Below are 22,201 nucleotides of genomic sequence, written 5' to 3'. Positions count from 1 at the left end.
ATCCGCTCCTTTAGGATATGTAATAAACCTTGGGTTTGGTATTTTTTTCCGCCAGTGGGGTTTGACCGCCACCCCGTTCACGCATTACCCGATTGGGCTTGCTGTCCGGATCATCAAAATCACCGAAGATACGTGCATTGGTGGGACAAGTAACCACACAGGCAGGATCAAGACCGGCATCCACCCGGTTACTGCAGAAGTCACACTTGATAACGGTACCCGGTGTGAAACGCTCGTAGCCTTGCTTCTCGAAATCGGTTAATTGGCCTTCACCGAATAGCCCCCTATCCAACATCTCCTTTGAGACCTGACTGCGTTGATCATAGGGACAGGCCACAGCACAGCTCCCGCATCCGATACACTTTTCACCATCCACCATGACAATGCCATCATCCCGAGTGTAAGTTGCCCCGCTGGGACAGACCTTTTCACAGGGAGCATCCTCGCAATGGTTGCACAAGGTCGGAATATAGACGCGTTTGACAGACGGATAGACACCATAATCCTCACTCAGCGTCTTAGTGAAGAACACACCGTCCGGCAGACTGTTTTCCTGTTTACAGCCAATTACGCAGGCATTGCAGCCAATACACCGTTTCAGGTCAAAGACCATACCCATTCTGGCCATCAGTGCGCCCCCTTGCCTTTCGCAATCTCGTCAACCATCTGATACACAGTGCCGCCCTGCTTGAGACTTTCCGGCCAGTCATCCACTTTTGTGATCTTCACGCGACAGGCTGTTTCCGGTTGACCGGTGACACCATCGGTATTCTTCAAGTCATACGGCAGCATGTCGTTGAAATGTCCGCCTGCATGGCGTACAGCACGATTTTCCGTGCGGATTCGTGAAAGTGAATTGGAAACGCCAACCGCATCGGGATGCATGGTCTCCACACCCGCGACACGACCATATATGGGACCGCCATGAGGCGACTCAAGCCTGATAATATCGCCGCTCTCCAGCCCTTTGGCCTGCATTGTCCCGCTATTCAAAAGGATTGAGGTATGCACGGGATCCCGATAGACGATGTCCTTGATCCAGGGATTACTCAGACTCTCACCGAAATTCATCTGGATATCTTTGAAAAAGAAGCCGTACAGATCGTACTCAGGCGGCTCCTGGTGAATCGGATCCAGATCCGGTGTCGGTAGCGGTTGATAGTCGTCCCAGGGCCATTGATCGATAAAGGGAACACCCTTTTCTTTCATTTTTACCTTGAGATCCTCGCGAATGGTGACCATATCCTCAATATAAAAAAGCAGTCGCATCCCCTCCCAGGGCCGATAGGCCTTCTTCGACTGGCGCCAGGTCGAAGAGTGACCGTGCTCGATATACCAGTCGAGATCCTTGCCGTTCCAAAGCTTGCCTTTGCGCTCGGCGATCTCCTTGTCGGAGTATTTCTTACCGGCCTCAAGCATCAATTCCGGTACCTGATGGAATCCCAGCACCATATTGATGACATTGTTCCAGGAGTCGACCAATTCCAAACGCTCCGATAGTTCGTAAAAGATCTCCTCCTCGCTCTTGGTGTCGTACAATGCCTCCACTGCAGGTTGACGAAGACACTGCCCTTCTGTGAAAGGCGGCTCGATCATGGTCATGTTCCAGGTCTCGAGCACATCGCTGGAAGGAAGGATCACATCAGCGAAATCGGTGGTCTCGGTGGGGATAATGTCGCAGCAAACGATAAAACGCATATTACGCATGATGTCGAACCAGCCTGCGCGGGGCCCCTGCATTGCCCATAACGGATTCGAGTGGCAGATCACCATCACATCAGGCTTGTAATCCATGCCGAACTGCTCAGGGTCCTTCCATACACTGAGATTCAAATGAGGTGGATTTACGCCTACCGGAAAATAGCTCAGCAAATGGTATTCATTTGGCGGGTAACTCATCGGCGGCACCACGCCCAATTGATGGGGTTCGCCTTTCATCATGCCGCACTCACCCGGCTCGCAACGCATCCAATCAATTGTCTTTTCATCCAGGTTCACACCCAAGTGACCGCCGGGCGCATCGATATTGCCGACCAGAAAATTGACCAGCTTATAACTGTGATTGGCCTGCATGCCCTTCTTGCGTCCCTGGGCGCCGCGATAATAATTGTATGCGGCCGGCCGTAACGGAAGCGTGCGGCCATCAATCTCGATGGTCGCGCCAATCTGGGCCGCCTCCGCAAACTCCCGTGCTATGTGCCTGACCGTATCCGGCGGCACTGTGGTGATTTTCTCCATCTCCTCGGGACTGCAGCCATCCAGGATATCCTTGAATCGCTGGAAAGCCGGCTTACACCTTTTACCGGCGACTTCAAATTCACCGGTAAGTGCGAAATCACCAATGGTTTCATCATTCCACAGCTTGGCTTTGTCCGCTTTGTCATCCCACACCCAGATTTCGCCATCTTGGTCACGAACAAAAAGCCCGTCCTCACCGACCAGATAGGGCGCGTTGGTGTCCTGTTTCAGAAACTTCCAGTCACACAACCCTTCGTTGATCAGAACGTGGCTCAAACTCAACGCAAATTGACGATCCGTGGCGGGCTTAATCGGCACCCACTCCTCGGACTTGGCGCCGGAGATGGAAAGCCGTGGTTCTACGGTCACGACTTTCATACCGCGATCAACACGGGCATTGGCCATATGGTAGGAAGAGGCGGCCGCATGCAAATGGGACGAAAAGCCATCGCCCGTACCGTCGTTTATCCAATAATTGCAGTATTTAACGTCATTGATCGAGGCAAAGGAGGCATGAATATAACCATTGGCAGGATGATAGGCCCCGCCACATATGGTGCCCGCAGACTGGAAACAGTTGAAATTGCCGAAAGATAAAGGCCAGGTCCAGATATGCATCTTCTGGAAATCTTCCAGTGAAGGCAGGATCTTTCTCGGATCCTCTTTCAATGACTTACCGATTTCCCGAGCGCAGATATCAAAGGCCTCATCCCAACTGATCGGCTCCCACTTCGGATCGACCCCGGGCCCCTTGTTGGGATTCGTGCGCCTCATCGGCTGCTTGAAACGCTGCGGATCGTAATGTCGCATAATGGCCGCGTTGCCTTTGGGACAAAGCTTGCCGTTATTCGACGGATTGGAGGGATCACCCTCGATCTTGTTGACCACCCCGTCATCGGTAACATGAATCAAATTGGTGCAAGAGTGGAGACACATCTTGCAGGTTGAGCGTACCCACTTTCCGGGTTTCAGCGAATTTTGAACCACTCTCTCCGAACTACTCACATTGAGCCTCCTAACTGGTGAAATCGCTTGGCCGTCGAATCAGGCAACATGCCAAATTCCTGCCCTACACATTCTGTCGATGCTTGTTGTTTGCGAATAACACCACGCTAGTACTTCATCGAGAAGTCACGCAATCCTGAAAGTGCACAGTAATAGCCTGATAGCGCATAAAGCAGGTTCCAGGATTTAACGAGAAAGTTGCTATTCCTTTGAATTTATTGGGATTATGACTGTAAAGGACTTGATGAGATCAACACAGCAACCTAACGCCCCCTTGAGTTCCTCAAGGATACGACTCTATCAAATCACCGAATATTCATTAGACTCAGGTTGTAGTATCCACAGAATGCACGCAACCGAATAAGCGAGGGATGCCGAGTTGCATAGGACACCATCACACTGCTCTGCAAAGAGACAGCCACTCGAGTAGATATAGAGACCATGGATGTTGAATTGCACTAAATATTGATCAACATTTGTTGAGTTTTTTTGTATCTAGTATTTAACAGTTTATTCCACAAATAGTAACTCTAAATCAGAAAGTTATAGAAATTGTAGTGACTCAGTGCTGGGGACAAAAAGCGGGTCATTTTTCAATGCAAATCAACACCGGGGCAGATCCTCGTCATACAGATTCAGGCGACGGGCATCCTCCCGGGTCAGCGGCCGGGTAACCTTGCCGTTGCGCATGCTGCGCAGTTTGTAGAGGGTGAAGGGTCGAAAATGCCGGCCGATACGCTCCTGGGCAAAAACAACCGGAGTGCCATATTCGAGCAGTATCAGCACCAGGATAATCAGCAGCAACAGTGAAAAGAGCACCAGTCCCATTGCCGCAAAAATCAGATCGAAGGCCCGCTTCCCGCTCACCGCTTTAGCGGCGCACAGTGTCCCGGTCCCGTCGGATGAGTGGCGGCGCTCCGCTCCGTCATGAGCAGTGTTTCCAGCAGTGGGCGAGCGGCACCCAGTTGTTTCAACTTGATGGCCGCATTCCAGAACGGCTCAAATTTCTTCCAACCGGCACTGTAACAGAACTGCCTGACCGCATGGGACGGCCTATCGATGTGCGCCAGGCTGGAGCGCAGAATCGAACTCCATTTGTAGAATGAACGGTAGGCCTCGTCATAACCGGCCTTGAGCGCCTCTGCGGTCATATTATTCGGCTGGAAAACCACCTCACGGGTGTTGTATCGATCCCAGTTTTCCGTCAGCAGGCGCCCCTCCTTTTTCAGCTTCTCGAAAAGCCGTGTACCCGGATAGGGTGTCTGGATATGAAACGTGGCGGTGGTCAAACCCATCTCCAGCGCCCAATCCACAGTACGCTGAAAAACCTGCCCGTCATCTTCGTCCATACCGAACACGAAGCTACCGTTGATCATGACCCCAAGATCGGAGAGTCGACGGATCGCGGCCCAGTAGTCCCGGAGCGAAAACTGACGTTTGTTCGCAGCCTTTAGATTGGCGCTGTTCAATGTTTCAAAACCGACAAACAGGCTGCGTAACCCCGCCTCCACCGCTTTTTCGATCAGGTCGCCGCGCAAAACAGAATCGACGGTAGCGGCCCCCTGAAACAGACGCCCCATGCCGCGCATACCTTCGAACAGCTGACTGGCGAAGTAACGATGTCCCAACAGGTGATCGTCGAGGAAATAGAGATGGCGACCGGGCAGCGATTCGATCTCGGCCAATGCCCGGTCGACCCGCTGGGTATAGAACGAGCGTCCGCCAAGAAAGAATGCGTCCTTGTAGCAGAAATCGCAGTGGTGTGGACAACCCCGGCTCACCACCAGGGAGTTGGGCACCAGGTAGTGTTCCCGCTTGATCAGATCACGACGCAGATCAGGGATCCGCTCAAACGACCGTCGAAGCGTGTAGTAGAGACGACGTGGTCTGCCACGTCGAAAGTCCTCCAGGAACTGGCTGAAAACCTCGTCTCCAGGTCCTATCACGATGGTATCGGCATGTCTGCTGGCCTCGTGTGGCATGGCAGTCACATGCAGACCGCCGAGTATTACATGACATCCCTTGCCGCGGTAGTGATCGGCCAGGGCATAGGCGCGATAGGCATTGGTGATATAGACCTGGATCACCACCAGGTCAGGTACATCATCGAGTCTGATCTCCTCCACGTGCTCGTCGACCAGTTCCACCTCATCGTCGCAATTCATATGGCCAGCCAGCGTCGCCAGACCCAGTGGTGGGAAAAGTGAATATTTGATCGGTCGCCAGAACGGGCCTTTCGCCTCAATCAAGGACGGTAGAATGAACTTCGCTCTCATTACGGACTCCTCTGCAGTGAGAAGTCAGCATACAGACTCAGAATGGCGTAAAAGGGGCTAAATCGTGGCAAATGATGGCAGCCCCATCACAAGATGGAGGCGAGTAACGACCAACCTATTATCGCCGATTACTCAGTGCAAAGTAGTCATAATTTATAAAAAAAAAACCAACCACCGCTAAGTGATTGGCTTTCCATTTTTTTGTTTGGTAGCGGGGGCTGGATTTGAACCAACGACCTTCGGGTTATGAGCCCGACGAGCTACCAGACTGCTCCACCCCGCATCAAGGAGGGGGCATACTACCCGTCTTGCAGCCGGATGACAAGTCCTTTACAGCAGAAAACTCAGTTGCCGATTGCGCTGCTGCAGAGCGAGAGTAATCCGGCCGGAAACAGGCCTAGAATCAGCATCGCCAGACCATTCAGGGAAAGCATAACTTGAGTATCCATACCCACCGTCAGCGGCGATTCATCCACCGGCTCGTCGAAATAGATCAGCTTGATGACCCGGATGTAATAGAAAGCCCCGATAATGGAAAAGAAAACCCCCACCACGGCCAGCCAGGTCAGATTGACCGAGACTACGGCGTCGAGCACAAACAGCTTGGCGAAGAAACCAACGGTGGGAGGCACTCCCGCCATGGAAAACATCAACAGCAGCATCATACCGGCAAACCAGGGGTTACGCTGATTGAGCCCCTTGAAGTCATCCAGGTTCTCCGCCTCGAAGCCCTTGCGGCTAAGCGCGATCACCACACCGAAACCGCCAGCCGACATCAGCGCATAGACCAGGGTATAGAACATCGCCGCGGTATAACCCTCTTTGGTACCTGCCAGGATTCCGAGCAGGATAAAACCCACATGAGAGATGGTGGAATAGGCCAGCATACGTTTGATATTGGTCTGGGCGATGGCGATCAGATTACCGATGCCCATGGATAGCACCGAGAGGATGATCAGCATCCCCTGCCAGCCCTCCCAGCCGGCGTGCAGATCGGCCAAACCATCCACCAGCAGGCGCATCGCCAGAGCGAAAGCGGCAATCTTTGGCGCGCTGCCGATAAACAGGGTAACCGCGGTAGGCGCACCGTGATAGATATCGGGCACCCACATATGGAAAGGAACCGCACCCAGTTTGAAGGCCAGACCGATCACCAGGAAAACGATACCGAACACCATCACCAGTTGATTCAGGTCGCCTTTATCCACCAACTGCGCCAACTCGTCAAAGCGGAGCGTGCCGGTGGCGCCGTAGATCATCGATATACCATACAGCAACATACCGGAGGCGAGTGCGCCCAGGACAAAGTACTTCATGGCCGCCTCGGCGCCATGGGGTGAATTTCTGTTGAAGGCCACCAGGGCATAGAGACAGAGCGCCAGCAGTTCAAGGCCCAGATAGATGGTCAGGAAACTGTTGGCGGAGGTCATGATCATCATGCCCAGCACCGCGAACAGGCCCAGGGTATAGAATTCGCCTTTGAACAGATCCCGGTCGCGCAGATAGTCCTTTGCGTAGAGAAAGGCAAGAAAGCTGATAACCAGTATCCCCAGCTTCAACAGATCGCTCATCGGATCGCGAATGTAGCTGCCGTCAAAAATGATCTGGGTATCCGGCTGGGAGACGAGCAAGGTAACGGCCGCGGTGATCATCAGGCCCACCTGGGTGATACCGTAACTGACGATACGCTGGCTCTCGCGGATGAACAAATCGACCACCAGCACCACACAGGCCAGGGTCAGCAGAGATATTTCCGGCAGTACCGGGATCAGTTGTGTTGTATCGAATTGCATTTGAAAGCTACCGAGTCGGGCTCCGCCAGTTAAAGTTTCGACACTGCGATATGCTGCAGCAGGTTATTGACGGAGGCATCCATTACCTCAACCAGGGGTGCCGGCCACAGACCCAACAGCAGCACTGCCGCCGCCAGAGTACCCAGCACGATATATTCACGTTGATTCATATCCTCCAACGCCGCCACGCCCTCGTTGGTGACATCGCCGAAGACCACCCGCTTGACCATCCACAGAGTGTAGGCGGCACCGATAATCAGGGTCGTGGCAGCAAGGAAGGCATACCAGAAATCGGCACGGAAACTGGCCAGGATGACCATGAACTCGCCGACGAAACCGGAGGTGCCCGGCAGTCCCGCATTGGCCATGGCGAAGAAGACCATGAAGGCGCCGAACACCGGCATGGTGTTCACCACACCACCGTAATCCTTGATCTCGCGGCTATGCAGTCGATCGTAGAGCACTCCGACACAGAGGAACAGGGCCGCCGAGATGAAACCGTGGGAGATCATCTGCACCATGCCGCCTTCCATGCCCAGGGCGGCGCCGCTGCCCGCGTTGTTCTGGCTGATGATGAAGACGATGAAGAAGCCCAGGGTGACGAAACCCATGTGGGCAATCGACGAATAGGCGATCAATTTCTTCATATCCTGCTGGATCAGGGCGACGAAGCCGATGTAGACCACCGCAATCAAGGACATGCCTATGATGAGCCAATCCAATGTGTGGCTGGCGTCGGGGGTGATCGGCAGACTGAAGCGCAGGAAGCCGTAGCCGCCGATCTTCAACATGATCGCCGCCAGGACCACCGATCCACCGGTCGGGGCCTCCACATGGGCATCCGGCAGCCAGGTGTGAACAGGCCACATCGGCACCTTTACCGCAAACGCCAGGAGGAAAGCGATGAAGATCAGGATTTGCTCGGTCAGGTTCAGTTTAAGGGTATGGAAGCCGAGGATATCGAAGCTGCCCGACTGGAAGTACATGTAGATCAGGGCGACCAGCATGAACACGGAACCGAGAAAGGTATAGAGGAAGAACTTGATGGTGGCGTAGACCCGGTTGGCGCCACCCCAGATGCCGATGATGAGAAACATCGGAATCAGCATGGCTTCCCAGAACACGTAGAAAAGCATTGCATCCAGGGCCGAGAAGACGCCCACCATCACCCCCTCCATGATCAGGAAGGCGGCCATGTATTGTGAAGGACGATACTTGATCACCTCCCAACCGGCGATGACCACCAGCGGGGTAATGAAAGTGGTGAGGATGATCAGCGGCATGGAGATGCCGTCAATGCCCATGTAGTACTCTACATCGAATGAGGGTATCCAGGGCACCCGCTCCACGAACTGCATCGCCGAGGTCGAACTGTCGAAGGCGAACCAGAGCGGAAGACTGACGATAAAGGTCAGGATAGCGATAATCAGGGCGGTCCACTTGGTTGCGTTCGCCTCACGGTCGCCACTGGCGAGCACCATGAAACCTCCGATGATCGGAAGCCAGACCGTAAGACTTAAGATAGGCCAATCGGCAATCATGCTAAAGATCCTTTACAAGAATACAAACCAGGTCAGCAACAACAGCAGACCCAGAATCATGGCAATGGCATAGTGGTAGAGGTAGCCGCTTTGCAGATGGCGTACCACCGAAGCGAGCCAACCCACCGAGTAGGCGGAACCGTTCACCGCCAGTCCGTCGATAAGACCGCGATCACCCACCAGCCATAGAAACTTGCCCAGTCCGCGGCTGCCGGCAGCGAAAACCACCTGATAGGCCTCGTCGAACCAGTATTTCTTGTCCAGTAGGGTATACAGGGGCGCCGCGATCGATTTGATCTTATCCGCCCATGCCGGATTCAACATATAGATGTAAAAGGCCAAACCCAAGCCGGCCATGGCCAGATAGAAGGCAGGACTCGCATAAGTATGCGCCAGCATGCCATTGCCGCTATGGACTACCGCCTGTACCGCCGCCAGCGTATCGTGCTCAGGCAGAACATGGAACACATCCTTGAACCAGTCGCCAAACAGCATCGGATCGATAGTCAGGTAACCGAGGATCACCGAGGGAATAGCCAGCAGGATCAGCGGTATCGTCACCACCTTGGGCGATTCGTGCAGATGCGCCTTGGCGTGCTCGTCCCGGGGGCCCTCGCCATGGAAGACCAGGAAGAACATGCGGAAGCTGTAGAGGGCGGTTACAAAGACACCGGCCAGCACCAGCACATAGGCATAGCTTGAGCCACCGATGGTTGAGTGGTGTACCGCCTCGATGATGGCGTCCTTGGAGAAGAAACCGGAAAAGAAAGGAAAACCGATCAGCGCCAGGGATCCCAGTAACGATGTCCAGTAGGTGATCGGCATATATTTGCGCACACCGCCCATGTTGCGGATATCCTGGTCATGGTGCATACCGATAATAACCGAACCGGCGGCGAGGAAGAGCAGTGCCTTGAAGAAGGCGTGGGTCATCAGGTGGAAGATACCGGCGGCGTAGGCAGAGGCCCCCAGGGCGACCATCATGTAACCCAGCTGGGACAGGGTCGAATAGGCCACCACGCGCTTGATGTCATTCTGCACGATACCGATCAGACCGGTGAAGAAGGCGGTTGTGGCGCCGATCACCAGCACGAAGCTGAGCGCCGTCTCCGAAAGCTCATACAGGGGTGACATGCGTGCCACCATAAAGATACCGGCGGTCACCATAGTCGCGGCATGGATCAGGGCGGAGATCGGGGTCGGGCCCTCCATCGAGTCGGGCAGCCACACATGCAGCGGTACCTGCGCGGATTTGCCCATAGCCCCGATGAACAGGAGGATACCGATCACCGACATCAACGACCAGTTGCTGTCGCCCCAGATCTGGATCTGGGTATCGGCCAGGCCCGGTGCCTTGGCAAAGACCTCGGCATAATCGAGGCTGTTGGTGTACATGGCGATGGCGGCAATGCCGAGAATGAAACCGAAATCACCCACCCGGTTGACCAAAAAGGCCTTCAGGTTGGCGAAGATCGCCGTCGGCCGCACCGACCAGAAGCCGATCAGCAGATAGGAGACCAGGCCCACCGCTTCCCAACCGAAGAACAGCTGCAGGAAGTTGTTGGACATGACCAGCATCAGCATGGAGAAGGTAAACAGTGAAATGTAGCTGAAGAAGCGCTGATAGGAGTTGCGCCCCGCCAGGCTTGTCTTGGGCCAGTTGTGCGCGTCGTCGGCCATGTAGCCGATGGTGTAGATATGGACACAGAAAGAGACGAAGGTCACCACGCTGATCATCACTGCGGTCAGCTGATCCACCAGGAAACCCACCTCCATGTTGATGCCGTCGCTTACCATCCAGGTGTAGACGGAACCGTTGAAGATTTCGGCATCGTCGAACATGAAGCCCTTGAGCACATAGAGCGAGAGCAACGTCGAGATGCCAACGCCCGTGCTTGTCACCCAATGAGACCAGCTGCGACCGATGGAACCACCGAAAAAGCCGGCTATGATGGCGCCCACCAACGGCGCCAGCACAATTGTCAGATAGATATTTTCCATAACCGTTTCTTTTTAAAAAGTCCGCAAATGAACGCAAATGAACGCTAATATTGTTAATGCATCTGACATATCATCCAGCGAACCAATATACCTAGTGTTCAAACTCGTTCTCTTTTAAGCCAAGTCCCGAAAATGAAACACTTAAAAACCATTTGCGTTTATTAGCGTTCATTTGCGGACTGATAAATCCCTACCCTCTCAATACATCCATATCCTCAACATTGATGCTCCGCTTGCTGCGGAACAGCACCACCAGAATGGCCAGGCCGATAGCAGCCTCGGCGGCGGCCACAGTGAGGATAAAGAAGACAAAAACCTGTCCGGCGGTATCACCGAGAAAATGGGAGAAGGCGACAAAGTTGATGTTCACGGCCAACAGCATCAGCTCCACGCACATCAACAGAACGATAACGTTCTTACGGTTGATGAAGATCCCCGCGATGCTGATTGCGAACAGGATGGCGCCGAGAATGAGATAGTCGGAAAGTGCAATCATGTCTACATCATCCCTTTTCAGCATCCATGGAGACCATCCGTACCCGGTCATCGCGCTTGACCACCACCTGGGTGGCGGGATCGAGATACTTGGTGTCGGGGCGCTTACGCATCGTCAGGCCGATGGCAGCGATAATGGCGACCAGCAGAATCACCGCGGCAATCTCGAACGGATACATATAGACCGTATAGAGCACGCTACCCAGCTCCTCTGTATTGCTGTAATCCGCCGCATGCCTGGCCGGCGCGGCATATTGTTCCAGGCCGAAATTGTCGGGGCCGACGATCAGTATCAGTTCCGCAGCCATGGCGATCGCCATGATCACACCCAGCGGCAGCATCTTGATGAATCCCGCGCGCAAGACAGCAAGGTCGATATCCAGCATCATCAGTACGAAGAGGAACAGCACCATTACCGCCCCCACGTAGACCAGGACCAGGACGATGGCGAGAAACTCCGCCTCCGCAAGCAGCCAGATGCCGCTGCAGGCGACGAACGCAAGAATCAGGAAGAGGGCTGAATGAACAGGATTACGCCGGGTCACAACCATCATCGCTGCAGCGATGATCACCGCAGAGAGGGCATAGAAAATCAGCTTTTCAAGTGTCATTTATTGGGTTTCCCTTGTCTGTTTCAAAGGTTGCCTGTCAATTAGCGATACTTCGACTGGGCCTCGATATCGGCGGCAATCTGCGCCTCGTATTTATCGCCCACCGCCAGTAACTTCTCTTTGGTCATTATATTTTCACCGCGATTCTCGAAGTGGTACTCGTAGATGCGGGTCTCGACAATGGCATCCACCGGACAGGCCTCCTGGCAATAGCCGCAGTAGATACACTTAAACAGGTCGATGTCGTAACGGGTCGTGCGCCGTGAGCCGTCTTCCCTCGGTTCGGCCTCTATGGTGATGGCCAGCGCCGGACAGGTCGCCTCACACAATTTGCAGGCAATGCAACGCTCCTCGCCGCTTGGATAGCGGCGCAAGGCATGAAGACCACGAAATCTGGGTGAGACCGGCGCCTTCTCCTCCGGATACATCACAGTGAACTTTTTACGGAACAGATAGCGTCCGGTGACACTCAAGCCACGAAACAGCTCCAGCAGGAAAAGGCTCTTAAGATAGTTTGAAAGCACTTTCATAGCAGGGCTCCTCAGTCGAACCACCAGGGCATTTGATAGACCACAGCGAGACCTACAACAGCAATCCAGACAATGGTTATCGGAATGAACACCTTCCATCCGAGGCGCATGATCTGGTCATAGCGATAGCGGGGAAAGGTGGCACGCAACCAGAGAAAAAGAAACATGAAAATGGCCGTCTTCATCACCAGCCAGACAAATCCCGGCACCCAGTCGAACAACGGACCGAGCAGCGGCCAGCCATGGAAGGGTGAAAGCCAGCCACCAAGAAACATGACTGCCGTCAGTGCGGAGATCAGGATCATGTTGGCATATTCAGCGAGAAAGAATACCGCGAATACCATGCCGGAATATTCGACGTGGAAACCGGCGACGATCTCCGATTCACCCTCCGCCACATCAAAGGGTGCGCGATTGGTCTCGGCGACACCGGAGATCACATAGACACCGAACAGGGGCAGCAGCGGCAACCAGAACCAGGAGAAGATCCCCCCCTCCTGAGCCCTGACGATATCACCCAGATTTAGGCTGCCGGCGGCCACCAAGACACCGACCAGGGCGAAACCCATGGCGATCTCATAGGAGACGATCTGTGCCGATGAACGCAGCGCACCGAGAAAAGCATATTTCGAGTTGGACGCCCACCCGGCAATGATGACGCCATACACACCGACCGAAGTCAACGCCAGGATATAGAGCAGCCCGGCATTGATATCCGCCAGCACCAGCTCTTCATCAAAGGGAAAAACCGCCCAGGCGGCCAATGCCGGTCCCAGGGTAATTGCAGGCGCAATAACAAACAGCAGTTTATTGGCCTTTGCCGGGATCACGATCTCCTTGAACATCAACTTCACCGCATCAGCGATCGGTTGCAACCAACCCTTCGGACCAACACGATTGGGGCCGATGCGAACCTGCATATAACCGATGATCTTGCGCTCGGCATAGGTAAAGTAGGCGACCGACAGCATTATCGGCGCGATGATGACGATAATCTTGATCAAGGTCCATATCAGATACTGCAGTTCGGCGGGAAGGGATCCCCAGAGGCTGATAAAGAATTCCATCGGTTATGCCTTCTCCACTGTCACTTCACCAAAGGGTTGGCCAAGCATTGAGGTATCCCTCAATCCTGTGGAGATCCACACACACCCCTGTGGAATGGAATCGTCCAATGCCACAGGGAGTGTTGCCTGGTAGCCGTTCTGCTTGATCAATGCGTTTTCTGCGGAGTTGAGACCCTGGCGTTCGGCCTCTATCGGATGCAGCCGAATCACCGCCTCGCCGGCATCCTTGGTCTGCTGCAGTGCCGTTGCCCGGCGTACCAGGGGATCGGTTGCATAGAGCGGCGTATCACCGCCACGCTGCAGACCATCCATGCCGAGTCTTGGTTCCAGATCCGTTGCTTGAGAGATCTTGTTATCCAGCGATACATCCTCGCACAGGAGACGCAGCTCATCACCTATCTCGCCGGGATCGGTATAATCGAATCCCTGTTGATTCAGCAAATTGCCCAGGACACGAAGTATCTTCCATCCGGGTCGCGCCTCACCCTGGGGTTTGACCGCCCCCCGGCACTGTTGCCAGGCACCTTCGGCATTCACATAGGTGCCGGAAGTCTCGGTGAATATCGCCATCGGCAACAGGATATCGCAACAGGCTTCCAGTTCAGGGCTGCGATAGGCACTGATGGCCACTACTGTATCTGCGCTCTGCAATGCCGTTTGCGAGAGTGCGCCGTTATAGAAATCCATACCGGGCTCAACGCCCAGCAACAGATAACCTCTGCGTGGCTGCTGAAGCATGCCTAACGCATCCAGGCCGGTACTCTCTGCCGGTTTGCCGCCCGCCTGCAGGTAGGGGACTGCGCCGGCCAGCTGCGCACCAACACTGTTGACCGCGGCCGGCACGATCGACAGCTTGGCGCCGGTGGCCTCTGCCAGGGTGGCCGCGAGTGAATATAACAGGGAGAAGTCGGGATGCGATTGAGCCATGGCCCCCAACATCACGGCTGATGTATCACCGTTTTTAAGTCCCTCGGCAGCCGCCTTGGCGAACTCATCCGCATCGGCCGTGTCGAGCAGCCTTCCGATCGCGCCGCCCTCTTTGACACCGGCAGCCTTGGCCACCGCCGCCAGGCGTTTGACCATTTCACCCGGCGCGCATATCGATTGCCGGGATTTGAAATTGAGTTCCAGCTGTTGTGGCGTGATGAGATGGATATCAGCGCCGGCCAACGCAGCCTTGCGCAGGCGATGAGCCAGGATCGGTTGCTCCTTGCGCAGGTTGCCGCCTACCACGAGAGCGGCGTTCAGACTGTCGATTTCACCGATCTTCATACCCAGCCAGTTGACCTGTTTGAGACTGTTGTCGAGGCGGAAATCACCTTGGCGCAAACGGCTGTCGATATTGTTGCAACCCATTCCGTTCATCATTTTCTGTGTCAGATAGAGCTCTTCCAGGGTCGCGGTGGGTGAAACCAACGCACCGATCTGATCGGCCGTATTGATCTCCCCCAAACTCGCCGCAGCCATCTCGAGCGCCATATCCCAACTCACATCCTTCCATTCGCCATCCTTCTTGATCATCGGCGCGGTCAGACGGTCGCTGCTGTAGAGCCCCTCGTAGCTGAAACGGTCTCGATCGGAAATCCAGGTTTCATTGATCGACTCATTATCCCTGGGGTGTACCCGCATGACCTTGTTGCCACGCAGATGCAGATTGATATTCGAGCCCAGGCTGTCGTGTGGGGCTATGGCATCCACCTGGGTCAACTCCCAGGCCCGCGCATTGAAACGGAACGGCTTGGAGGTCAGCGCGCCTACCGGGCAGAGGTCGATGACGTTGCCGGAGAGTTCAGAATCCACACTTTTCTCGATGTAGGTACCGATGACGGTGTGTTCTCCCCGACCGGTGGCCCCCATCTCACGAATACCCGCAATCTCGTCACCGAAACGCACACAACGGGTACAATGGATACAACGGGTCATATCGGTGGCAATCAACGGCCCGATATTTTTGTCCGCCACGACACGTTTGCCCTCGCTATAGCGGGAGACATCCCGGCCGTAACCGATAGCGACGTCCTGTAGTTCACACTCGCCGCCCTGATCGCAGATCGGGCAGTCCAGCGGGTGGTTGATGAGCAGAAATTCCATGGTCCCCTTTTGGGCGGCCAGCGCCTTGGGGGAACGGGTGTAGACCTTCATGCCGTCAGCGACCGGCGTCGCACAGGCCGGCAATGGCTTCGGCACCTTCTCCACCTCGACCAGGCACATCCGGCAGTTGGCTGAAACAGAGAGCTTCTTGTGGTAGCAAAACCGCGGAATACGGATACCTGCCGCATCGGTGACATCGATAAGCATGCTGCCGGCCTCTGCCTGCAACGCTTGGCCGTCTACTTCAATGGTGACTGTAGAATCTGTCATCTTCGTGTTCTATCTCTTCAAGACCTCAGCCGAGCCCGACCATGCAACGCTTATGATCGATGTGATGCTGAAATTCATGCCGAAAATGGCGCAACATTCCCTGTACCGGCATCGCCGCCGCATCGCCCAGGGCGCAGATTGTTTTGCCGCTGATCTTATCCGCCACGTCATCCAGCAGATCCAGATCCTCCTGGCGGCCCTGGCCGGTTTCGATACGATGCACAATCCGATAGAGCCAGCCCGTGCCTTCCCGACAGGGTGTGCATTGGCCGCAAGACTCTTCGTGGTAGAAATAGGACATGCGTTCCAGGACCTTGACCATACAGTTGGTATCATCCAGAACGATGACGGCACCGGAACCGAGCATCGAACCCGCACCGGCGATGGCGTCATAATCCATGGTCAGTTCCATCATCTGATCACCCGGAATAACCGGGGCGGAGGATCCACCGGGTATGACCGCCTTGATCTTGCGCCCATCCTTCATGCCACCGGCCATTGCCAGCAGTTCAGAGAAAGGCGTACCCATGGGAATCTCGAATACACCCGGATTATTGATATTGCCGGAGATGGAGAACAGCTTTGAGCCACCGCTGTTTTTCACTCCGATGTCGGCGAACCACTCACCACCCTTCTCCATGATCATCGGAATCGAGGCCAGACTCTCGGTATTGTTGATGATGGTGGGGCAGCCATAGAGACCAAAATGGGCCGGGAATGGGGGTTTGTAACGGGGTTGACCCTTCTTGCCTTCGATGGACTCCAGCAGGGCCGTCTCCTCGCCGCAGATATAGGCGCCGGCACCCAGATGGGTATGCAATTCGAAGTCAAATCCGGATCCCAGCAGATCCTTACCCAGATAACCCGCTTTCCGCGCCTCTTCCAGGGCCTGCTCGAAACGCTCGTAGGGCTCCCAGAACTCGCCACGGATGTAGTTGTATCCACGGGCCGCACCGATGGCATAACCGGCGATAACCATCCCTTCAATCAATTGGTGGGGGTTGTAGCGCAGAATATCCCGATCCTTGAAGGTACCGGGCTCACCCTCATCCGAATTGCAAACAACATATTTCTGACCAGGCGCATTGCGCGAGATGAAACTCCACTTCAGTCCGGTAGGGAATCCCGCACCACCGCGTCCTCGCAATCCCGATTTCTTGACCTCATCGATAATCGCTTCAGGGGCCATCTTCTCGGTGAGGATCTTCTTAAGCATCTCGTAGCCGCCGCGACTCTGGTACTGCTCAAGCAGCCAGGGGCGTTCGAGATCCAGAGTTCTTAAACAGACTTCGTTGGCCATCCGGTTTACTCCAGGCCTTCCAGGATCGCATCGACGATCTCCGGGGTCAGGTTTTCATAATATTGCCTGCCGATCTGCATCATCGGCGCGCCTCCGCAGGCACCCAGGCACTCCACCTCTTTGAGAGAGAAACGGCCATCCTCAGTCACCTCGCCGAAACCGATACCGAGCTTCTTCTCCAGGTGCTCCACGATCAAATCCGATTTGTTGGTCATGCATGAGACATTGGTGCAAACACAGATCTTGTGCTTGCCCACCGGTTTGAGCTCGTACATCGAGTAGAAGGTTGCCACTTCATAGACGGCGATCGGCGGCATATCCAGGTAAGTCGCGACCTGGTCCATCAACTCCGTGGTAAGCCAGCCACCATTACGGTCCTGCACCACCATCAACGCACCCATTACGGCGGACTGTTTCCACTCCGCCGGGTATTTGGCGATCCAACGGTCTATCTCCGCCCGGATTTCGGGGGTGAAGAGTTCCTTTTTTTCATTTGCAGTTGCTGTCGTCATGGTTTTTCTTTCTTAACGATCTATTTCACCGAACACCACATCCATGGTGCCTATTACCGCGACCACATCGGCCAACATGTGTCCCTTGACCATCTCATCCATGGCCGCAAGATGGGGAAATCCAGGTGCGCGTATCTTCAGCCGATAGGGTTTGTTGGCGCCATCGGAGATGATGTAACAACCGAATTCCCCTTTGGGCGCCTCGACCGCCGCATACGCCTCGCCTACGGGTGGGCAGTAGCCCTCAGTGAAAAGCTTGAAGTGGTGTATCAGTCCTTCCATGTCCTCCTTCATGTCATTCCTTGAGGGTGCGACGATCTTGTTGTCATCCAGCATTACCGGACCCGGATTGGCCCGTAACCAATCAATGCACTGTTTGATGATACGGTTGGATTGACGCATCTCCTCGATCCGCACCAGGTAACGGTCGTAACAGTCGCCGTTTTTCCCCACAGGAATATCGAAATCCACCTGATCGTAGGCGGCGTAGGACTGCTTTTTGCGGAGGTCCCAGGCCACACCTGAACCACGCAGCATGGGGCCGGTAAAACCGAGTTGCATCGCCCGTTCCGGCGAGACGACAGCGATGCCCACTGTACGCTGTTTCCAGATACGGTTGTCGGTCAGCAGGGTTTCGTACTCATCCACCAGCCCAGGGAAACGGTTGCTGAAGTCTTCGATGAAATCGAGTACCGATCCCTGCCTGGCCTCGTTTCTTATCTCTACGTCGCGTCCGGTAACCCACTGACTGGCCTGGTATTGGGGCATCTGATCCGGCAGATCCCGATAAACACCACCCGGTCTGTAGTAGGCCGCATGCATACGTGCGCCGGACACGGCTTCGTAACAGTCGAACAGATCCTCTCGCTCACGAAAGGCATACAGGAAAACGGTCATGGCCCCGACATCCAGGGCATGGGTGCCCAGCCACATCAGATGATTGAGGACGCGCGTTATCTCGTCGAACATGGTACGAATATATTGCGCGCGTACAGGCGCCTCTATACCCAGTAGCTTTTCAATCGCCCTGACATATCCGTGCTCGTTACACATCATCGATACATAATCGAGGCGGTCCATGTAGGGAATGCTTTGATTGTAGGGCTTGCTCTCGGCCAATTTCTCGGTGGCGCGATGGAGTAGACCAACATGCGGGTCGGCGCGTTCGATCACTTCCCCATCCATCTCCAGCACCAGGCGCAGAACGCCGTGGGCTGCGGGGTGCTGAGGGCCGAAATTGAGGGTGTAGTTATGGATCTCAGGCATCGCTGGCATCCTGCATGGCGCTATCCTCATCGAGATAGCGGTTGTCCTCTCGTGTCACTCGCGGTACCAGAGTACGCGGATCGATGCTCACAGGCTCGTAAATGACACGCTTCAGATTCGGGTCATAGCGCATCTCCACCTGACCGATAAGCGGGAAGTCCTTGCGGAATGGATGACCGATAAAACCGTAGTCGGTAAGAATTCGTCGCAGATCGGGGTGACCGTCGAACAGGATGCCGTAGAGATCGAATGCCTCTCGTTCAAACCAATCCGCACTCTGCCACACTGGGACTACTGAGGCGACGATCGGTTGTTCGGTATCGACAAATACCCGCAAACGCAATCGTGTGTTTTGGCTGATGGAGAGCAGATGATAGACGGCCGCAAAACGATTCGACTCCATCGACTCCAACTCTCCCAGCGGAGTCACACCTCGTCCGAATCCGCTATTGGGGGCGCTGTCGGTTTGCCATTCGGATTGACCATAAGTGGAATAGTCGACACCGCAGACGTCGATCAACTCCTCAAAACCGAACTGCTGGTCATCCCTGAGTCGTAACGCCACATCGCCCAGCTGTTCGGCCGGCACCACCAGAGTCACTTCGCCACAGCTGCGTTCCACGCTGCAGCCTGTCTCTTCAAATGCGTGGGTAAGATCCTCCGCCAGCCGGTCAAGGCGATCATGCATCCCGTTCTGTGCACTGCTGCTCATGTTATCTCCACCTTAGCGTGCAATGGTACTGGTACGGCGAATCTTGTCCTGAAGTTGGAGCACGCCATACAGCAGTGCTTCGGCGGTAGGCGGACAACCCGGTACGTAAATATCGACCGGGACCACCCGGTCACAGCCCCTTACGACGGAGTAGGAGTAGTGGTAGTAACCACCTCCGTTGGCACACGAACCCATGGAGATGACCCAACGAGGCTCTGCCATCTGATCGTAGACCTTGCGCAGAGCGGGGGCCATTTTATTGACCAGGGTGCCCGCTACAATCATCACGTCTGACTGCCGGGGGCTGGGCCGGAATATGATGCCGAAACGATCCATGTCGTACCGTGCAGCTGCGGCATGCATCATCTCCACCGCGCAGCATGCCAGGCCGAAAGTCATCGGCCACATCGAACCGGTGCGCGCCCAGTTGATCAATTTATCTGCAGAAGTGGTAATGACTCCCTTCTCCAGAATACCCTCAATTCCCACTATCCACCTCCACAAACAGTCGTGAATACTCTCCTGATTCCGGGCCGATTACTCCCATTCCAAGGCTCCCTTCTTCCACTCATAAATGAAGCCTATGACGAGAATCACGAGAAAAACCATCATGGCGATGAATCCGACCATACCGATCTGATCCAATACCACAGCCCAGGGAAAGAGGAAGGCGATCTCAAGATCGAAGATGATGAACAGGATGGCAACCAGGTAGTAACGCACATCGAATTTCATGCGTGAATTCTCGAATGCCTCGAATCCACATTCATAGGGAGAGAGTTTTTCGTCATCGGGTTTTCTTGTACCCAACAGAAAACCGAGTGCTATTACAACACCACCCATCACAAAGGCTACAGAGAGAAATATCAAGATGGGTAGATAGTTTTCGAGCATCAGTGTGCTGCCCCCTCGTGTCGTTCAATCATTATATTTTTAAGCGAATTCCAGGGAAGGCCCGCAGTCTATCCTTTGCCGCATTATCGTGTCAAGTAGCAAGAAAAGTGATATCCCCAATAAATTCAATTAGTTATTATACTTTTGCACCCATAAAAAAACGGTATTGGGTAGAAATAACCCAATACCGTTTCATTGTTGGTACCGATGGCCGGATTTGAACCGGCACGGCTTTCGCCACTACCCCCTCAAGATAGCGTGTCTACCAATTCCACCACATCGGCAAAAATCTAATCGACACTTACTCCTTAAGCTGCTCCTTCGACTCCTCGGCAGTTGCGGCAGCCTCGGTTTGTGAGGTCGTCTCAGCCGGCTCGACCGGTGGCACAGCCTCGATCGCAGGCGTCGCCTCCTCAGCTGGCGGAACAATAGCGGGTATGTCGCTCTCGACCGGCACAGGCGGTATGTCGCTCTGCTGAACCTCCTCCACCTGAACTGCAGGCGCCTGATCCAGTGCCTCCATGACACCGACCTGTTCGTTTCTCTGGGAAGCAAAATAGGCCATCACCATACTGGTGATAAAAAACAGGGTCGCCAGCAGGGCTGTTGTCCGGGTCAGAAACGAGGCGGACCCCTTGGCACCAAATACCGTACCCGAGGCACCACTGCCGAAGGCAGCGCCCATGTCCGCACCTTTCCCGTGCTGTATCAGGATCAATCCCACCAGGCCAACGGCCAGGAAGATATGAAACACGGTCAATATAGTTTGCATTTGCTTAATGTCCTAATAGGGCCTGTTATCACGAATTCAATCCGCTGCGGTACAGATACCCAGGAAATCCTCGGCCGTCAGGGAGGCTCCCCCGATCAAACCGCCATCGATATCGGGCTTCCCGATCAATTCCGCGGCGTTACCAGGCTTCATGGAGCCACCATAGAGTATACGCAACCCTTCCGCGACTTCACTGCTCTTCTCAGCCACCCGGGAACGAATGAACGCATGCACCTCCTGCGCCTGATCGGGGGTAGCCGTCTTCCCGGTGCCTATGGCCCAAACCGGCTCATAGGCGATAACACCGTCAGCCAGTGCATCGACTCCCTCAAGCGCAATCACTGCATCGAGCTGTCGGGCCACGACTTCGTTTGTGGTGCTAGCTTCCCGTTCCTCAAGCGTCTCGCCGATGCAGAGGATGGGTACCAATCCGGCAGCACGCGCCACTGCGTATTTCTTTGCCACCAGTTGATCGCTCTCGGCATGGTAGGTGCGACGCTCGGAGTGCCCCACAATGACATATTTGCATCCGAAATCGTTGAGCATGGAGGCGGCAATCTCACCGGTATAGGCGCCGGACGACTCTGTCGACAGATCCTGGCCGCCCCAAGCGATATCGCTGCCCGAAAGCAGTTTCTCCACCTCAGGTATGTAGATATAGGGTGGACAGACCGCCACCTCTGCACTCTTGACATCACCGACACCACGACTGATGCCGTCAAGCAAGCTGCGAACACTCTCGAGAGAGCCGTTCATCTTCCAGTTTCCGGCAACCAGTGGTCTACGCATGCCTTCACTCCTGCGATCAAAAGAAAGCGCGCTAGCTT

Annotated in this window: 20 protein-coding genes and 2 tRNA genes; all 22 read right to left on the bottom strand. The window is 54.7% G+C overall.

Annotated elements, in window-relative coordinates; all coding sequences use genetic code 11:
* Window positions 1–10: 10 nt before the first annotated feature.
* A complete protein-coding gene (locus AB8516_RS18365; protein ID WP_369162632.1) occupies window positions 11–628 on the bottom strand; it encodes a 4Fe-4S dicluster domain-containing protein in 618 nt (205 codons plus the stop codon).
* On the bottom strand, window positions 628–3,243 hold the full coding sequence (locus tag AB8516_RS18360; protein WP_369162631.1) for a molybdopterin-dependent oxidoreductase: 2,616 nt from the start codon (window positions 3,241–3,243) through the stop codon (window positions 628–630). The genes AB8516_RS18365 and AB8516_RS18360 overlap by 1 nt, the downstream gene beginning before the upstream one ends.
* A gap of 603 nt (window positions 3,244–3,846) precedes the next feature.
* Window positions 3,847–4,110 (bottom strand): sugar transferase, encoded by a 264-nt coding sequence (locus AB8516_RS18355; RefSeq protein WP_369162630.1) that lies wholly within the window; start codon window positions 4,108–4,110, stop codon window positions 3,847–3,849.
* Window positions 4,107–5,519 (bottom strand): B12-binding domain-containing radical SAM protein, encoded by a 1,413-nt coding sequence (locus AB8516_RS18350; RefSeq protein WP_369162629.1) that lies wholly within the window; start codon window positions 5,517–5,519, stop codon window positions 4,107–4,109. Before AB8516_RS18350 ends, AB8516_RS18355 begins: the two co-directional genes overlap by 4 nt.
* A 206-nt stretch (window positions 5,520–5,725) precedes the next feature.
* A tRNA-Met gene (locus AB8516_RS18345) sits at window positions 5,726–5,802 on the bottom strand.
* Window positions 5,803–5,863: 61 nt separating this feature from the next.
* Entirely contained in the window at window positions 5,864–7,312 is a 1,449-nt protein-coding gene (gene nuoN, locus AB8516_RS18340) for an NADH-quinone oxidoreductase subunit NuoN (protein WP_369162628.1), read from the bottom strand.
* A gap of 29 nt (window positions 7,313–7,341) precedes the next feature.
* Complete coding sequence (locus AB8516_RS18335) at window positions 7,342–8,853, bottom strand: NADH-quinone oxidoreductase subunit M (protein ID WP_108290268.1); 1,512 nt, start codon at window positions 8,851–8,853, stop codon at window positions 7,342–7,344.
* Between the two features lie 12 nt (window positions 8,854–8,865).
* Complete coding sequence (gene nuoL / locus AB8516_RS18330) at window positions 8,866–10,854, bottom strand: NADH-quinone oxidoreductase subunit L (RefSeq protein WP_108340904.1); 1,989 nt, start codon at window positions 10,852–10,854, stop codon at window positions 8,866–8,868.
* Window positions 10,855–11,044: 190 nt separating this feature from the next.
* Window positions 11,045–11,350 (bottom strand): NADH-quinone oxidoreductase subunit NuoK, encoded by a 306-nt coding sequence (gene nuoK / locus AB8516_RS18325; RefSeq protein ID WP_069124765.1) that lies wholly within the window; start codon window positions 11,348–11,350, stop codon window positions 11,045–11,047.
* Window positions 11,351–11,357: 7 nt separating this feature from the next.
* Window positions 11,358–11,960 carry an NADH-quinone oxidoreductase subunit J gene (locus AB8516_RS18320; RefSeq protein WP_069124680.1) on the bottom strand — a complete coding sequence of 201 codons (603 nt, stop codon included), beginning with the start codon at window positions 11,958–11,960 and terminating at the stop codon, window positions 11,358–11,360.
* Window positions 11,961–12,001: 41 nt separating this feature from the next.
* Window positions 12,002–12,490, bottom strand: coding sequence for an NADH-quinone oxidoreductase subunit NuoI (nuoI, locus tag AB8516_RS18315; RefSeq protein ID WP_108290272.1), 489 nt, complete (start codon window positions 12,488–12,490; stop codon window positions 12,002–12,004).
* A gap of 11 nt (window positions 12,491–12,501) precedes the next feature.
* The gene (gene nuoH, locus AB8516_RS18310; protein WP_108290274.1) at window positions 12,502–13,557 is read right to left on the bottom strand and encodes an NADH-quinone oxidoreductase subunit NuoH; all 1,056 of its coding nucleotides are present in this window, start codon (window positions 13,555–13,557) and stop codon (window positions 12,502–12,504) included.
* Window positions 13,558–13,560: 3 nt separating this feature from the next.
* Complete coding sequence (nuoG, locus tag AB8516_RS18305) at window positions 13,561–15,918, bottom strand: NADH-quinone oxidoreductase subunit NuoG (RefSeq protein WP_369162627.1); 2,358 nt, start codon at window positions 15,916–15,918, stop codon at window positions 13,561–13,563.
* Between the two features lie 25 nt (window positions 15,919–15,943).
* The gene (gene nuoF, locus AB8516_RS18300) at window positions 15,944–17,218 is read right to left on the bottom strand and encodes an NADH-quinone oxidoreductase subunit NuoF (protein ID WP_369162626.1); all 1,275 of its coding nucleotides are present in this window, start codon (window positions 17,216–17,218) and stop codon (window positions 15,944–15,946) included.
* A 5-nt stretch (window positions 17,219–17,223) separates the two neighbouring features.
* Window positions 17,224–17,730, bottom strand: coding sequence for an NADH-quinone oxidoreductase subunit NuoE (gene nuoE, locus AB8516_RS18295; RefSeq protein WP_369162625.1), 507 nt, complete (start codon window positions 17,728–17,730; stop codon window positions 17,224–17,226).
* A gap of 12 nt (window positions 17,731–17,742) precedes the next feature.
* Complete coding sequence (locus AB8516_RS18290; RefSeq protein WP_108290282.1) at window positions 17,743–18,996, bottom strand: NADH-quinone oxidoreductase subunit D; 1,254 nt, start codon at window positions 18,994–18,996, stop codon at window positions 17,743–17,745.
* Window positions 18,989–19,684 (bottom strand): NADH-quinone oxidoreductase subunit C, encoded by a 696-nt coding sequence (locus tag AB8516_RS18285; protein ID WP_369163333.1) that lies wholly within the window; start codon window positions 19,682–19,684, stop codon window positions 18,989–18,991. The genes AB8516_RS18290 and AB8516_RS18285 overlap by 8 nt, the downstream gene beginning before the upstream one ends.
* Before the next feature lie 36 nt (window positions 19,685–19,720).
* A complete protein-coding gene (locus AB8516_RS18280) occupies window positions 19,721–20,197 on the bottom strand; it encodes an NADH-quinone oxidoreductase subunit B family protein (protein WP_108290286.1) in 477 nt (158 codons plus the stop codon).
* Between the two features lie 48 nt (window positions 20,198–20,245).
* The gene (locus AB8516_RS18275; protein WP_069124689.1) at window positions 20,246–20,602 is read right to left on the bottom strand and encodes an NADH-quinone oxidoreductase subunit A; all 357 of its coding nucleotides are present in this window, start codon (window positions 20,600–20,602) and stop codon (window positions 20,246–20,248) included.
* 199 nt (window positions 20,603–20,801) lie between these two features.
* Window positions 20,802–20,886, bottom strand: a tRNA-Leu gene (locus tag AB8516_RS18270).
* A 17-nt stretch (window positions 20,887–20,903) separates the two neighbouring features.
* Window positions 20,904–21,374 carry a preprotein translocase subunit SecG gene (secG, locus tag AB8516_RS18265; protein WP_108290290.1) on the bottom strand — a complete coding sequence of 157 codons (471 nt, stop codon included), beginning with the start codon at window positions 21,372–21,374 and terminating at the stop codon, window positions 20,904–20,906.
* A gap of 36 nt (window positions 21,375–21,410) precedes the next feature.
* Window positions 21,411–22,163, bottom strand: a complete 753-nt coding sequence (gene tpiA / locus AB8516_RS18260; protein ID WP_369162624.1) for a triose-phosphate isomerase — start codon at window positions 22,161–22,163, stop codon at window positions 21,411–21,413.
* Window positions 22,164–22,201 lie beyond the last annotated feature (38 nt).

Origin of the sequence: Candidatus Thiodiazotropha sp. LNASS1 (genome assembly GCF_964212655.1) — a bacterium.
Lineage (GTDB): Bacteria > Pseudomonadota > Gammaproteobacteria > Chromatiales > Chromatiaceae > Thiodiazotropha.
This window is presented reverse-complemented; position numbering and strand designations above follow the sequence as displayed.